The following is a 14782-nucleotide window of genomic DNA, read 5'->3' on the forward strand; positions in this document are numbered from 1 at the left end:
ACAAGCTAGTTGAGGCTCAACAGTTTTTTCATTGATCAGTGGATGAAGTACTGAGAGACTTAGTGCTATCTTGAGTCTTAATAAATTGCCGAGCTTGCTCTAAATAAACATTAAATAGCCCCTCTGATTTCATCTGTTGGAAAGTCTCTGCGAGTTTACTGGCCATTTTTTCGTGTCGGTGATGCAAGTAACCATATATTTTACCTTCTTCTAAGATTGCAACAAGATGAATGTTTTCATCAATAAATTCAGGTGTGACTAATAGTTCATTGACAATAAGAGAAACGCCAATATAGATGTCAATTCTACCACGTTGTAAAAGCCTTAATGAGTTAATAGGGTTGGATGAATCTGTGAGATTATTTTGGGGAACACGCTGAGTAAGTCTCTGTTGAGCAAGGGCTATACCACGATAATATTCAACTTTATATTGGCCTGCTTTGATGTCGTCCCATGATTGTATTTTTATTGAAGGATTGACTACAAAAGCACTTAAATTACTATTGAAAAGTGGTTCCTCGATGCGAATTAAGTTGGGGTGTTTTTTGGCATACCATTCACCTCTTCCCATTTCACCGTCTATTTTTCCAGAGTCGGCCGTATTACTTGCTCTGAGCGCAGGTAGCACAATATAGGAGCCGTTAATATTAAGACGGCTAAAAGCCTCGTTATAAATCAATACTCCCCATTTCCCGTAGAGGTTAGTGTTAGGGTCGGTTATTAGAGCAAGTGTGATCTGCTGTTTATCAGCAGTTTGCACTATAAAACTGAAGCAGGAGAGTATAATAATGAAAGTTATGCGCAGGAGTTGTAAGTGCATCTTAATATACTCAAAGCTCGCAAGGATAAGATAGATTGAGTATAGGATAATTATATCGATGCGATTGCTGCTTATTCCATAGGGATCCCTTTTTCTCGAAAGTTATTCACCTGTCGTTTATTACGGGCCCAACGGAAGATACCGCGAAAATTGGGTATATTCAGTACTTTGTTTAAGAAGCTAAGAATGGATCCCGGAACCTCCCATCTTTCCGGTACTCTCGTTGGCCGGAACCTATTCTTTGAACTTAAAAGACAAAAGCTGGATCCCGGAACAAGAAAGCCCGGGTCGATAATTGCTCCCCGCATGATCGATATTTCCGCCCTCCGTGGCGGTCGATGACGGAAGCAGGATTCCGGGAAGACGAAATAGACAGACGACAGCTTCAATTGGGACTGCATAATAAGACAACATCAACGCAGGCTAGATGTCCAGGCGGTGGTGTTTGCCAATGGTTGTTTGAAAGCGCGTAAAGACCCCAGCCTCTTTGGCGAAGTGGTTCCACCTTGAAACAGAGTCGACCACTTGCTCTATCACGGAAGCGGCTTCTTTTTGGAATAACTTGCCGATGATCATCAGATCATTGATATCAAAGTCATCACGCTTGCCATTAAGCGTTAGCTGGCTCTGACTGACCCAATACGAATCTGGTCTGTACGAATAAGCGATGTCAAAAGCGGGCGCTATGCTCCAATCATTCTTCTGGTTGAGCATGAAGCCGAAGTTTTTGGTGTGGTCATCGTTATTGCGACTCACGATGTTAAACACCATCCGTCTGAACATTTGCACAGCCTGAGACCGAGGAAGACCCAACTGTCGCATCAACGAAAAAAGCTGTTCGTAGCTATAGCCTCCTGGCATTTTGTAATCTGCATGTGCCATTGCACAGAGGGATTGATAGTGAAATTTCTTATTATGATCACGGTCAAATCGCTTGGTCATGAAATGCGCGCGATCACCGTCATGCAATAATTCACACGGCTGCATCTCAATGCCGGCATCGAGCGCCATCAGGTAATAAGCGTATTCCATTTTCCCATATCCTTTGGGATCCCCGAATGTTTCTTTACTAGACTGGGACTCACTTACGCCATCGAATTTCAACAACCAATGCTCAAAACCTTGGGGCAGGGCCACTTGGCCACTCCTGATCTCCGTTCTGTTTTGGTTGATGCCGATGACGGCTTTAGCGCGAGCGCCGCCCGCTGAAGTGCCAACTTGCATCATTTCAGTTAATGCGGCTTCCTTGTCCTGATCGAATGCAAGCTCGATACCTGCCCGTTGATCCAGCACGGTTTGCGCCATCTCCATTAATGATTGGATCTCTAACGGTGTTGATAGTTTACCCTTGTCAGAGCCATAACCGGGGGCGTACTCTAAGGCCCCCATGCCTCGATTACCAGTGTAGAGCAGGCGGTCCAACGCCGTAAAATTTTCTTTGGTACGACCTTGTCGCGCCAACCAAGCATCAATCACAGCGTTACCAAAATCATCCGGTAATGTATCAGCAAATGCGCCAGGAAGTCCTTTGTAAGTCTCTGTATTAAGCCGTGGAAAGGAATAGATCTTGTCGCTTAAAGGTAAGTGAATAGGGGATATTTCGATCCCCTTATTGAGCCAACCATCAGCGTATTGAAAAGAGCATATGCCCTTATCGATAGAGAGTGCGCCAACAAGTTCACCGGCAATGTTGACTCGCGCAACGGTAGGACTCTTGTTTACCATTTATCTTCTTCCTTAATGACACTGTGTCGGGTTAAGTGTGTCTTGGCCACGTCAGTAGTGGCACTGCGGTTTGATGCTGAGGCCCTTTTACGCTTTTTCCCCTGTTGCTTAAGTAACGCCATCGGGCTATATGTTTTTTCTGGGATGAACTCATCAACAAGCTGAAGTTGTTTTAACGCTCGAAGTACCGCGATCACCCATTGGAATTTGCCATTGCCATTGATCAGGTTCCTATAGGTTTTTCGGGTGATCCCCACCTCTTCAGCGAGTTGCTCTTGGCTGATGTTTGCTTCAAGGCGCATCTGTTCAATTCGCGAACCAAGCTCTTGGGCGATGCCTTCGTCGGTCATCGCATAAATATTGTTAATGGGCATAAAAGTAACCTTTAATGACTATTATGGCTTTATAGGGTAATTATATACTCATTAATTTGAACTGCCTAGGGTTACCATTAATGGATACTTTTTTACCCATTAATGGTAAATATAAGGTTTAAGGGTAAATAAATACCCACTACCAGCGATATGTTCAAGAAAGTTAAGTTTTACTGCTAATGGGCTAGTACATGCAAGCCTGAGAAGCTAAGAATGGATCCCGGAACAAGTTTTAAACCTATCTCGTCATTCCGGTGTGCTTACATTCTGTCTTTCCGGCATTCTTGTTGGCCGGAATCCATTCTTTGAACTTAAAGACAAAAGCTGGATCCCGGAACGAGTCCGGGAAGACGGCATAACAAGAAGCTAGGTCGATAATTACTCCTCGGTTCTGGCAATAACCTCCTTGTTAAAAGGCCAGTTCGACTTCCATGTCTCTCGCTCAAAACCATCATTTCATGATTCTCGCCCTGCTTCACCCTACCTCCTACCTCCTATATCCATATAGTCGTGCATAATCGACATTTCAACCTTGACCCATAGGGATATGGGAAATGTCTAAATGATATCGGGAATATCACTGATCTGTGGCGGTCAGATGACAATTCCTATTGTCTTTCCGGCATGCTTGTTGGCCGGAATCCAGCGTTTTGGACTTAAAGGCGAGAGCTGGATCCCGGAACGAGTCCGGGAAGACCATAAGGGAAGTGGGGCGATGACATATCCCCGTCTTTCCGGCACTCTTGTTGGCCGGAATCTACTCTTTGTTTGAGAAGCGAAGAATGGATCCCGGAACAAGAAAGCCCGGGTCGATAATTGCTCCTGCATAATCGACATTTCCGCCATTCCTGGCGGTCGAAGACAGAAGTAGGATCCAAGAACAAGAAAGTCTGGGCTGATAATTGCTTAACATATAGATTGGGATATCACTTTTAATGGTTTATGTTAAAGTGCGATTTCTGGCTATATAACCCGTTACTCACTATTTACCAATTGGTTATCAATGGTCAGTCTGCATCTACCAACGACTAAACAGTTACTTATCAATTCTTAAGAAGGTTTTGTGGATAAACTTAATATTGTCATCGAATTTTTTTCAACCTATAAGCTTTTGTTTACCGTCATCATCATTGTGTGTATTTCGTTTCTTAAGCGGTTGGTGGTATCTAAAATTCGTGGTGACTTGCCCTTTGTCACCGAAGGTCAACGTAAGTGGATGTCGCGTACTAAAAATGGCACTTTCATCCTCATTATTATGGTCTTGTTTCTGCTGTGGCAAACCGAAATTAATAAATTTGCGCTGTCAGTTACGGCGATTGCCATTGCCTTTGTGGTGGCATCGAAAGAGATCATCTTGTGTTTTACAGGTTCAATTCAGCGAGCCAGTTCGCGTTCGTTTGTGATTGGTGATTGGATTGAAGTGGGTAAGTTGTGTGGTGAGGTGATTGAGCACAACTTGATGGCGACGGTCATTCAAGAGATCGACATACTTCACGGCCAATATAATTACACGGGTAAAACGGTCACTTTTCCAAATAGTATGTTTTTCAGTTACGCGGTTAAAAACCACAATTTTATGAAGCGCTATGTTTATCATAGTTTTAATATAACGATTGTTGATTTCGTGAATCTGTACCCGCTATTTCCTGAGCTGATTGAACAAATTGAAGCGCATTGTGAAGATTTTCACGATGTGGCGATTCGATATAATAGTATTATTGAGAGACATGCTGGTGTCGATTTGCCAGGACCCGAGCCGCACATTCAAATTCATAGCGGACCTGCTGGTGAGCAGATGGTGCATATTACGATTTTTTGCCCAACAGAACGCGCAGCCCATTTAGAGCAGTTGATCAGAGAAGACTTTATGCTTGTGTACCATGAAACATTTTCTAAAAAAGCTTCAGAATAATTTATAGGTCTGATACAGCAAAAAGTCACTGGATTACATCTATATCTAGCTCGTCTTTCCGGCACTCTTGTTGGCCGGAATCCATTCTTTGAACTTACAGACAAAAGCTGGATACCGGAACAAGTCCGGCATGACGAGATGGAGTCTGGTATGACAGAAGCAGGGGCCAAGAAGGCAAGAAGGCAAGATGGTCAGAAGACTGCTTAACTGGAATAACTGTTTCAATTGGGACAGCAGCTAAGTAGAGCTGTTTACTTCGACTGCTTATTTCAGCTGCTACTTGCTTTGAGCATATCCAGTGCCACGGCTTCTGCAATTTTAATCCCGTCGATACCAGCAGATAAAATACCTCCCGCATAACCTGCGCCTTCGCCGGCTGGGTATAATCCTTTGGTATTGATGCTCTGATAATCCGCATTACGTTTAATTTGAACCGGTGACGAAGTACGTGTTTCTACGCCGGTGAGCATGGCATCATCTTGGGCAAAACCAGGGATCTTTTTATTGAACGCGGGCAATGCTTCGCGGATCGCTTCAATGGCAAAATCAGGCAGGCTAGTGCTGAGGTCTGTCATGGTCACTTCTGGCTTATATGATGGTTCAACGTCACCGTATGGTTTGGCTTCAACCCCTTTCAAGAAATCACCCACTCGTTGCGCTGGGGCTTGGTAAGTGCTGCCGCCTAAGATATAAGCATTACGTTCTAGCTTGCGCTGTAGGGCGATACCTTGCAGTGGATCGTTATCGAAATCACTTGGTGAAATACCCACCACAATGGCGCTGTTGGCATTACGCTCGCTACGTGAATATTGGCTCATACCATTAGTGACCACGGCTTCGGTTTCTGATGTGGCCGCTACGACAACGCCGCCTGGGCACATACAGAAGCTATAAACCGAACGCCCACTTTTACAGTGGTGCACCAATTTGTAATCGGCAGCACCTAAAATCGGATGACCCGCATTGCTACCAAAGCGCGCTTGGTCAATCAGTTGTTGTTTGTGCTCAATGCGAAAACCCACTGAGAAAGACTGGGCTTCAAGGTAGACGCCTTTATCATGCAACATTTGTACTGTGTCACGTGCACTGTGTCCAATCGCTAAGGTCACATGCTTCGAATTGATGACTTCGCCGCCCTTGAGCGTCACCCCTGTCACTTGGTTGTCGACGATATTGATCTCTTCAACCCGGGTTTCAAAACGAATGTCACCGCCAAGCTCGATGATCTTGCTGCGCATACGTTCAACCATAGTGACCAGCTTGAACGTACCGATATGAGGCTTGCTGACATAGATAATTTCAGCAGGTGCACCAGCGGCTACGAATTCTTGTTTTACTTTTAAGCCGAGGAAATTAGGATCTTTCACTTGGCTGTATAATTTACCGTCAGAAAATGTCCCGGCACCGCCTTCACCAAACTGCACATTTGATTCAGTATTTAATTCACCCGTACGCCAGAAACGGAAGGTATCTTTTGCGCGTTCATGTACAGATTTACCACGCTCTAAAATGATAGGTTTGAAACCCATTTGAGCCAGAATTAAGCCAGCAAAAAGACCACATGGACCCATACCAATAACAACGGGACGTTCTTCTAAATCCGCAGGCGCTTGAGCGACATACTTATAACTGGTGTCTGGTGACTTTCTCACGAGTTGATCATCTTCAAAGCGCGTTAACACTTGGTCTTCATCAAGATTATCAAACGTCAAATCTAGCGTGTAAATCAAGGTGATTTTATTACGCTTACGAGCATCATAACCCCGTTTAAAGATATGGATGTCGACAAGCTGCTCTGTCGTGATAGACAGTTTATTAAGCACAAAATTGCGCAATGCATCATCGTCATGATCTAACGGTAATTTGACTTCGTTTAGACGTATCATCGGGTGGTTACCTAACAGGGGATATGGTTCATAATCTATGGCGCGCAGTTTACGTGATCTAGGCTAAAAATGAAATTAAAAAGGCAGCGACTATCAGTCAGATGCACTCTCTAAAGCTTATGAAGGGCAAGGGATTCTCGTCATTCCTAAATTCTTACCTACTGTCATTCCGGCACTCTTGTTGGCCGGAATCCTTGCTTTTGAATCGAGACCTGAAGCTGAGAATGGATCCCGGAACGAGTCCGGGAAGACGGCATAAAAAGAAGCTAGGTTGTCGATTACTCCAGACTTAATCGACATTTCCGTCTTGACCCATATGGATATGGGGAATGTCTGAATGATATCGGGAGTATCACAGACCCATGTAGGTCAGAGACATATATGTAGAGCTAAGTCGACAATTGCTCAGAGCGTAAAAAGAGGAGTCGATGACGTCTACACCTACTTCGTCTTTCCGGCATGTTTGTTGGCCGGAATCCATTGTTTAGAACCTAAAGACAAAACTGGATCCTGGAACGAGTCCGGGATGACAGAATAATAGATAATTCCAGCATGCTTACCTACTTCGTCTTTCCTGCATGCTTGTTGACCGGAATCCATGTTTTAGAATCAAGATCAAAAGCTGGATCCCGGAACAAGTCCGGCATGACTAAACGGCGAAGAGTGGCTGATGACTATGAGAGAGTGGCAGTCAGAAGCCTGCAAGGGAAGTAGGGTGATTATTTAATCTCCCTTCGATTTCATTGCTTTGCTGGCTTTATTTCTGCTATTTGTTACCAGCACTTTGTCTAATACTGTTACTAGAGCTCTTTCAAGGGCTCTTTCTAGAGAGGTCTCTACTGTCTGTACTATTGCCACATGCGTTTAGTTGCTAATATGCTCGGGAATTTTGCATTTCTGAGGTTGTAGATGGAGCTTAGGCGACATGAGGTTAAATTTGGTTTTCTGCAGGGGCTGTTTTTTGGTAGAACGGCGAGCTTGTGTGAGCAAGGCTTAACCATTGACGGTAAATTATTCACTTACCCCAGCATTGAACAACCAGTTGAGGTGAGGGCGGGCTGGTTTACTCAGACTTTGGTGTGGGGTAGCAATAAGTTTACCTTTTTCAGGCTTATCCCGAGTAAATCTCTATTTAGATTCGCTAAGCACAACAGACTTGTGTTTTGTAAGCCTGCTTTACTGGCAGCATATGATGACTTACTGGTCGATATTGCCAGCTTCGATAAAGACTTTGGCCTGCATCAACGTTATTTACGCCATTCAGATAGAACTCGTTTGCACCAAGGTTACCGTGGGAGCTTGGCTTCGTTTAAACAAACCACGCATTTCAAAAAATTAGGTTTCGATGTCACCAAGCTCAATTGCCGACTGGCTAAGTTTATTAAGCAACCGCAGCAGTTTACGGCTAAATACAATCAATGGTGGCAGGGTAAGCAGTTAGAGTCTTATCAGACTCTGTTTGATTCTTTAGAAAATCATCCGTTAACACCACTGCAGCGCCAAGCCTGTGTTATCGATGAAAACAACACCTTAGTTATTGCCGGTGCGGGTACAGGTAAAACTAGCACCATGGCGGCTAAAGCTGCGTATCTGGTTAAACAAGGTTTAGCTAAGCCCAATGAAATTTTGATGTTGGCTTATGGCAAAGATGCCATGGTCGAACTCAAGGAGCGGGTTTACGCTATTTCTGGCCTAAACTCGGTAAAAGTGAGTACTTTTCATGGTTTAGGTAAAGAGATTATTCAATCTTACTTAGACGACTCTACTCAAGTTTCGGTGCTTGCCAGTGATACGAAAAAGTTTACTCAATTTGTCGATCAGCAGATCGATGCCATTGTCGCCGATCCTAAAATGGCCGATCCTGTTGCCGATTATTTTGGTCGTTATCTGTATCCCCAAGTCAATGAGCTGGACTTTCAAACCCAGGGCCAATATCGATCATACCTTAAAAATAATGAGATAAGGGCGCTTTCTGGTGACTTGGTGAAGAGCTTTCAAGAGCTCACTATCTGTAATTACCTATTTACTCACGGCATACAATTTCAGTATGAACCTAAGTATCAGCCTGAAAATGGAACTTCAGTGAGTGAGCCGGGAAAGAGTGTATATCAACCTGACTTTTATATTCCGGCACTCGATGCTTATCTGGAGCATTTTGGCATAGATAAGCAAGGCAATACCCGGCCTGATATCGATAAAATAGCTTATAACCTTAGCCGCGAATGGAAAATTGAGACCCATAAACGCCATAACACCTGTTTATTGCAGACTTTTAGTTGGCAAGCCGACTTGGGCGAGCTAGAGCAGCATTTAGAGGCCCTGTTATGTGAGCGCTGTGAGCTGATAGGCCTTGCACAAAACCAGTTGTTTAAACCTATATCGCCTGAAGCGGTGTTTGCTCAGGTAAAGGCCTTGGGCGTTTACCGCAATGTCAGTCGGCTAATGTCGAGTTTTCTGTCACTTTTTAAAGCCTCGAGCTTGTCTTTAGCCGATCTTGAGCTGATTAAGGTCACGCCAGCTAGTGATAATAATGATAAGGGGATAAAAAAAGTACTCTATATAATCAAGTCAGGTGGAAGGCCTTTCTGCACCTGTTTAGATGGGTGATAACCAAGTATGAGGCGCACCTTAGCTCGCTTAAGACCTTAGATTTTTCAGATATGATCAGTCAAGGCATTGAGATGACGCAAGCCAGTGACTTTCATCAGAAGACGGACGGTAGGTTTCGTTTTAAATACATCATGGTCGATGAGTTCCAGGACATTTCGGCAGAGCGCGCTAAGTTGGTGACTCAGTTACGGGATTCAAGCCCAAGTTGTGCGCTATTTTGTGTGGGCGATGATTGGCAGGCGATTTATCGCTTTACCGGCAGCGACCTTACGTTAACCACCGAATTTAAGCGGGTGTTTGGCGAGACTCGAGTTGTCACCTTAGACAAGACCTTTAGATTTAACGATAGGATTGAGAAGGTCGCATCAAGCTTTATTCAGGCTAACCCGGCACAGCTTAAGAAAACCCTGACCACCCACACCGTCAGTGACAACCCGGAAGTCTGTTTATTGATTAACTCAAAAGAGACAGGGTTAGCGCAAGCTTTCAATAGCATTGTTGAAGCTATTGGTTCTAATGCAGACTCTACAAGTGTGATGGTGATCAGTCGTTTCAAATCTTCCTTGAAGGATTTAAGTGTCTGGCAGAAGCGTTATTCACCGCTGCAGATCTCTGGTTTTTCGGCCCATGGTTCAAAAGGTAAGCAGGCCGACTTTGTTATTGTGCTTGATGTGAATGATGACAAGTACGGTTTTCCAAGCAAGATAGCTAGCGATCCTATTTTAGAAGCTCTGCTGCCAAAACTAGATACTTATGCTTATACCGAAGAGCGACGCTTGTTTTATGTCGCCTTGTCGCGTGCTAAGAAGACGGTATTTGTTCAAGCGGAGCTTGGTAAAGAGTCTGTTTTTGTCAAAGAACTGCTTAAATTTGAAGCCGATGTTCGCTGTTATCTCAGCGATCTTGCGCCTGTGTATATCGAGTCTTTATCTTGCCCCGAATGTAAGGAAGGAAAACTTATTCCCATAGAAGGGCGCTACGGTCTTTATTACACTTGCTCATTATGCAAACATTATTGTGACACTAAGCTAGACGCGTGTACATCCTGTAAAAGCGCCCCCATGATACGTAATGAAACCCACCATATTTGTGCATCGGTACAATGTGACCATCAGCTACAAGTTTGCCCTGAGTGCATTTCAGGCAAGCTTATCAAGCGCACCAACAGTAAAAGTGGTAAAGAATTTTTAGCTTGTAGCCTGCATCGCATGAAAGATGCGAACAGCTGTCAATATACGGAAAGTTTGCAAGCTTGAAGAGCTAAGGTGGGAAAGCTGGCTGGTAATTGCTCCTTGCATAACCGGCATTTCAGCCTTGACCCATAGGGATATGGGGAATGTCTAATGATATCGGGAATATCACTGACCCCTGGCGGTCAGATTACGCTGCGCTGGAGGGGCTAAGACGATACTCACTACGTAATTAGTAGTGCAAAGACAGAACTTCACTTACTTCGTCATTCCGGCACTCTCGTTGGCCGGAATCCAGCTTTTAAACCAAGTTCAGAACCTAATCCCGGAATGATTAGACTGCGCTTTATTGCTCTTTCGACAAGCGGTCTTTTAAGTGCTCGATGAGTAAGCTTGTTCGCTTGGGGAGGTGCTTTCTCTTTGGGTAGAGGATATACAGAGGGAGCATACCTGTGGTTGCCCACTCAGGTAGTAATCTTATTATCGAGCTTCTCTCATTCTCTGTCAGCTTATCAAGAGCAAAGTCTGCGAGCATGGCTATACCTGATTCGGCTAACATGGCTTCGACCATAGATGGCAGCATATTCGTTTTAAAGTTACCTGTGAGTTTGGCATCATAGATTTCATTGGTTTTTGCATGCACAAACTGCCAGTTATCAAGATTCAGTATTTCACTCTTATAGATGATGTGATTGTAGGTGGTTAATTCTCTCGGATGGTGAATATTGCCATGAGCCTTGATGTAATTTTCGTGAGCGTACGGGGCACAGACTATAGGTTTTAGCTTATGTCCTACATAGCCTTCAGCTGGTGTGTCGGTTAAGTATACCGCTAGATCGACACCTGCTTCTATCAAGTCTATTGGCTGCTCAGTAAATAAAATTTCCAGCTCTATCTGTGGATGCTGTTTACTAAACTCCGCAACAATGGCCGAGAGTCTGCTAGCCCCGAATGAGGCTGAGGCCGAGATCTTAATTTTACCTCTAGTCGATTCGCTATCACATATTTTGCTTTCAATCTCTTCGGCGTGATCCATTAGGGCTTTGGCGTTTCTGTAGAACTCTTGCCCGTCTGCGGTAACAACAAACTGGCGTGTAGTCCTGTGGATCAATTGCTTATTTACTCGTGTCTCTAGTTTAACCAACTGGCGACTCACATGAGCTGTCGAGCAATCTAAGCGTTTAGCAGTCGCAGCAATGCTGCGTTCTTCACATAGATGAATGTAGAGGGGGAGGTAACTTAGCCAGTTTATTTCCATATGGTAATTCTGATTATCCATTTACTCACTTCTGGTAATAATAGTAATTCGTTAGACTCTTTACAATAAAAACGTTTACTGCGGATGCATTTGAGACTGTGTGCTCCTCAGTAAGCCGTTTCATATGAAATAGGAAACTGAAAAGCGGAAATGGTCATGAATGAATTTGCAAGCTGGTTAGAGTATCGAGCACTTAAAGAGCAGATCGTTAACCCAAATATTGAGGTGGGTGAGCACAGTTACTATTCAGGATTTTATCACGGTAAATCTTTCGAAGATCTTGCTGTACGTTACCTGCTTGGTGATGGTTCTACTAAGGATATTTGGGAAGCTGGAGTATATGGTGAAGTCGATAAACTCATCATTGGCAAGTTCTGCTCAATCGCTTCAGGTGCGTGCTTTATGTTGGCGGGGAATCAAGGCCATCGACTAGATTGGATCTCTACCTTTCCATTTGCAACAGACACATTTGGTGATGGGGTTAAGAGTGGCTTTGAGCGTGCAGGAAATACAGTCATAGGTAACGATGTATGGATAGGCAGCGAAGCCATGATAATGCCAGGCGTACATATCGGTGACGGCGCAGTGATAGGTGCCCGCGCGGTGATCACAAAGGATGTCGCGCCCTATAGTCTTGTTGTTGCCAACAATAGAGTGATAAAGAAGCGCTTCAGTGAGCAGGCTATTGCCCAGTTACTCGAGATGAAGTGGTGGGATTGGCCCATGGATAAACTACAAGCTGCTATGCCTATTCTGTGTAGCGGAAATATTGAGGGTTTTATAAGGCTAAAATGATGCTCATTTCATGAGCCGGGAAAGCGAAGAAGTTGGGTAGAACTGAGATGACGCTGCGCTGTAGAAGCAGAGAAAATCACATTGGTAAGCTAACGCTGGAACTGCAAAGCCGGTAATAGTTCCATGCATAACCGGCATTTCCGCAGTGGCCCATAGGGATATGGGGATATGGGGAATGTCTGAATGATATCGGGAATATTACTGACCTATGGCGGTCAGTAATATATATGTAGACGAGTGTCCTTGATAGCTCCGAGCAAAAATAGAGGTGTCTGGCATCTACACCATCTTCGTCTTTTCCGGCATGCTTGTTGGCCGGAACCCAGCTTTTCAATCAATTCATTTTACTTTTCATGATTAGAGTAAAGATTACTGTGACAATACTCTATGCAAAGGCTTTAATTATCGTCTAATCCTTTTTAGGACACGTCGGTAGATGAAGTAAGCCCCAAATGCGACGATGATGAAGGGGACGACAGTGACTGCAACGTTGAACATTAGCTTAGTCACTGGAATGATGATGAAAGTTGCCATGATTAATATGGCTAAGGTGACTAATGCGATAAGGGTAATTTGATTCATGTGTTTCCTGATTTGGTGCTTTTATTTTTTGCTATTTGTTGCCAGTTCTCTAGGACTGAAAGCTTAATCGGCCAAGCCAAAGAACGAAACAACGCCTAACGACTTGATATTATTATCGCAGGCTTATCTTATTCATCCCTTAATTGAGTTTAAAAAATGATAGTAGGCTGTAGAAGCTAAGAGGACATTGAATCGGTAGAGGAAAGCGGGCACCTCAACCTCGTCTTTCCGGCATGCTTGTTGGCCGGAATCCATGTTTTTAAAACCAAAAGTTGCTGATTTTCTTTATCGCGGTTTGAGGCGATAAATAGATCCACTGTCAGTGGCGATGAGTAAGTAGCCCTGATCATCTTCGATAATCTGACGTATACGTTGTTTAAGTTCAGTCAGCAGTCGCTGCTCTGAGCTGGCGCGATCGCCATCGAGCACCACACGATTTAAGTGAGTCAGTTTCAATGCACCACTGAGTAAATCACCACGCCAGGCGCTGAAGGCGCGTCCGGAGTAAAGCAGTAAACTCGAGGGTGCGATCGATGGGGTATAGACTTTTATTGGCGGTTCCATCCCGGCCTTGAATGTGGCTTCACCGACACTAAATGGCCCCCAATATTCCTTGCCAAATGACACCACAGGCCAGCCGTAATTTCCTCCAGCCTTAATCAGGTTAATTTCATCGCCCCCCTGGGTCCGTGTTCTATCGCCCACAAGCGCTGGTTTTTAGTATCAAAAGCCAGTCCTTGCGGATTACGATGGCCGTAACTGTAGATTGCGTCCAAAGCATTATCATCAGTTACAAAGGGATTATCTTGAGGAACTGTACCATCGAGGTTTAGCCGCAAGATGCTGCCGGCGTGGGTGGTCAAATCCTGGCCGTTGGGACGATGTCCACGGTCACCTACCGAGAAAAACACATGGCCCTTGTCATCGAAGGCCATGCGTGAGCCAAAGTGGCGGTTGGTGGTCGTTGCCGATTGGGTCACGAGCAGATCTTGCCATTGAATTAAGCTCTGACCCTGGAGCTGAGCACGCGCCAGCGTGGTTCGGCCCTGATCGGCGACAGGTTTTGCATAGGTAAAATATAGCCATTGCTGCTTGCTGTCAGTATTAGAGTCAATATTAGAGCTAGTGGGGCCAAGCTGGATATCGAACAAGCCGCCTTGTCCCTTGGCGTAAACCTGTGGCACGCCCTTAATATTGTGGCGCTGACCGGTAGTAAGGTCCAACTGTATTAATTGACCACCGCGCTCGGTGACCAAGAGTATATTCGGCCCTATTAAGACCATGCCCCATGGGATGCCTAGACCTTCTGCGACCTGCTCCAACACATAATCTGGGCTGGAACTCGCTTGGCACTCGACGCCAATTAGCGCAGCAATAAAGGTTAAAATTAAGGATAAATGTTTCATCGTCTAGCCTCGCGCCGGGGTTTAGAGAGCTTGCTTATTGCTATCTATAACGCAGGTTTGAGCGAAAAACAAATCGACTAGGGCCAAAACCCTTTGCTAGTAAGTTCTTTCGTTTGGGTGGTTGGACCGCTGAGACAGTAGTTATACCAGAGTGATGATTGTTGGGCGGTAAAAGATAAGTTCGGATCGATAAAGGCTCTTCGGCTTTAGCAATAGCACTTTTG

Annotated in this window: 10 protein-coding genes and 1 pseudogene; 4 read left to right on the plus strand and 7 right to left on the minus strand. The window is 44.6% G+C overall.

Features of this window, described 5'->3' with window-relative positions; all coding sequences use genetic code 11:
• Positions 1 to 28: 28 nt before the first annotated feature.
• The 3 genes from FM037_RS13970 to FM037_RS13980 all read right to left on the minus strand — a co-directional run bounded on the left by FM037_RS13970 (position 29) and on the right by FM037_RS13980 (position 2919).
• Positions 29 to 760: a type 2 periplasmic-binding domain-containing protein gene (locus tag FM037_RS13970; RefSeq protein ID WP_144046502.1), complete on the minus strand. Its 732-nt coding sequence runs from the start codon at positions 758 to 760 to the stop codon at positions 29 to 31.
• Positions 761 to 1243: 483 nt separating this feature from the next.
• A complete protein-coding gene (locus FM037_RS13975; RefSeq protein WP_144046503.1) occupies positions 1244 to 2545 on the minus strand; it encodes a type II toxin-antitoxin system HipA family toxin in 1302 nt (433 codons plus the stop codon).
• Positions 2539 to 2919: a helix-turn-helix transcriptional regulator gene (locus tag FM037_RS13980; RefSeq protein ID WP_221937512.1), complete on the minus strand. Its 381-nt coding sequence runs from the start codon at positions 2917 to 2919 to the stop codon at positions 2539 to 2541. The genes FM037_RS13975 and FM037_RS13980 overlap by 7 nt, the downstream gene beginning before the upstream one ends.
• Before the next feature lie 1063 nt (positions 2920 to 3982).
• Here FM037_RS13980 and FM037_RS13985 point away from each other — a divergent pair.
• Complete coding sequence (locus FM037_RS13985) at positions 3983 to 4831, plus strand: mechanosensitive ion channel family protein (protein ID WP_144046504.1); 849 nt, start codon at positions 3983 to 3985, stop codon at positions 4829 to 4831.
• A gap of 269 nt (positions 4832 to 5100) precedes the next feature.
• Here the strand turns inward: FM037_RS13985 and FM037_RS13990 are convergent, their stop codons facing one another.
• Positions 5101 to 6717 (minus strand): NAD(P)/FAD-dependent oxidoreductase, encoded by a 1617-nt coding sequence (locus FM037_RS13990; RefSeq protein ID WP_144046505.1) that lies wholly within the window; start codon positions 6715 to 6717, stop codon positions 5101 to 5103.
• 909 nt (positions 6718 to 7626) lie between these two features.
• Between FM037_RS13990 and FM037_RS29480 the strand changes: the two genes are divergently transcribed.
• Together FM037_RS29480 and FM037_RS29485 are read left to right on the plus strand one after the other, a co-directional pair.
• Entirely contained in the window at positions 7627 to 9324 is a 1698-nt protein-coding gene (locus tag FM037_RS29480; protein WP_229381195.1) for a UvrD-helicase domain-containing protein, read from the plus strand.
• A complete protein-coding gene (locus FM037_RS29485; protein WP_229381196.1) occupies positions 9321 to 10583 on the plus strand; it encodes a UvrD-helicase domain-containing protein in 1263 nt (420 codons plus the stop codon). Before FM037_RS29480 ends, FM037_RS29485 begins: the two co-directional genes overlap by 4 nt.
• Before the next feature lie 280 nt (positions 10584 to 10863).
• On the opposite strand, the gene FM037_RS14000 is transcribed toward FM037_RS29485, so the two are convergent.
• Positions 10864 to 11796 (minus strand): LysR family transcriptional regulator, encoded by a 933-nt coding sequence (locus FM037_RS14000; RefSeq protein ID WP_221937513.1) that lies wholly within the window; start codon positions 11794 to 11796, stop codon positions 10864 to 10866.
• A gap of 135 nt (positions 11797 to 11931) precedes the next feature.
• Here FM037_RS14000 and FM037_RS14005 point away from each other — a divergent pair, with 135 nt between their 5' ends.
• Entirely contained in the window at positions 11932 to 12570 is a 639-nt protein-coding gene (locus FM037_RS14005) for a CatB-related O-acetyltransferase (RefSeq protein WP_144046506.1), read from the plus strand.
• Between the two features lie 402 nt (positions 12571 to 12972).
• Here the strand turns inward: FM037_RS14005 and FM037_RS14010 are convergent, their stop codons facing one another.
• Entirely contained in the window at positions 12973 to 13152 is a 180-nt protein-coding gene (locus FM037_RS14010) for a hypothetical protein (protein ID WP_144046507.1), read from the minus strand.
• Positions 13153 to 13437: 285 nt separating this feature from the next.
• Positions 13438 to 14558, minus strand: a pseudogene (locus tag FM037_RS14015) (PQQ-dependent sugar dehydrogenase).
• Between the last annotated feature and the right edge of the window lie 224 nt (positions 14559 to 14782).

This window comes from Shewanella psychropiezotolerans (assembly GCF_007197555.1).
GTDB classification, from domain to species: Bacteria; Pseudomonadota; Gammaproteobacteria; order Enterobacterales; family Shewanellaceae; genus Shewanella; species Shewanella psychropiezotolerans.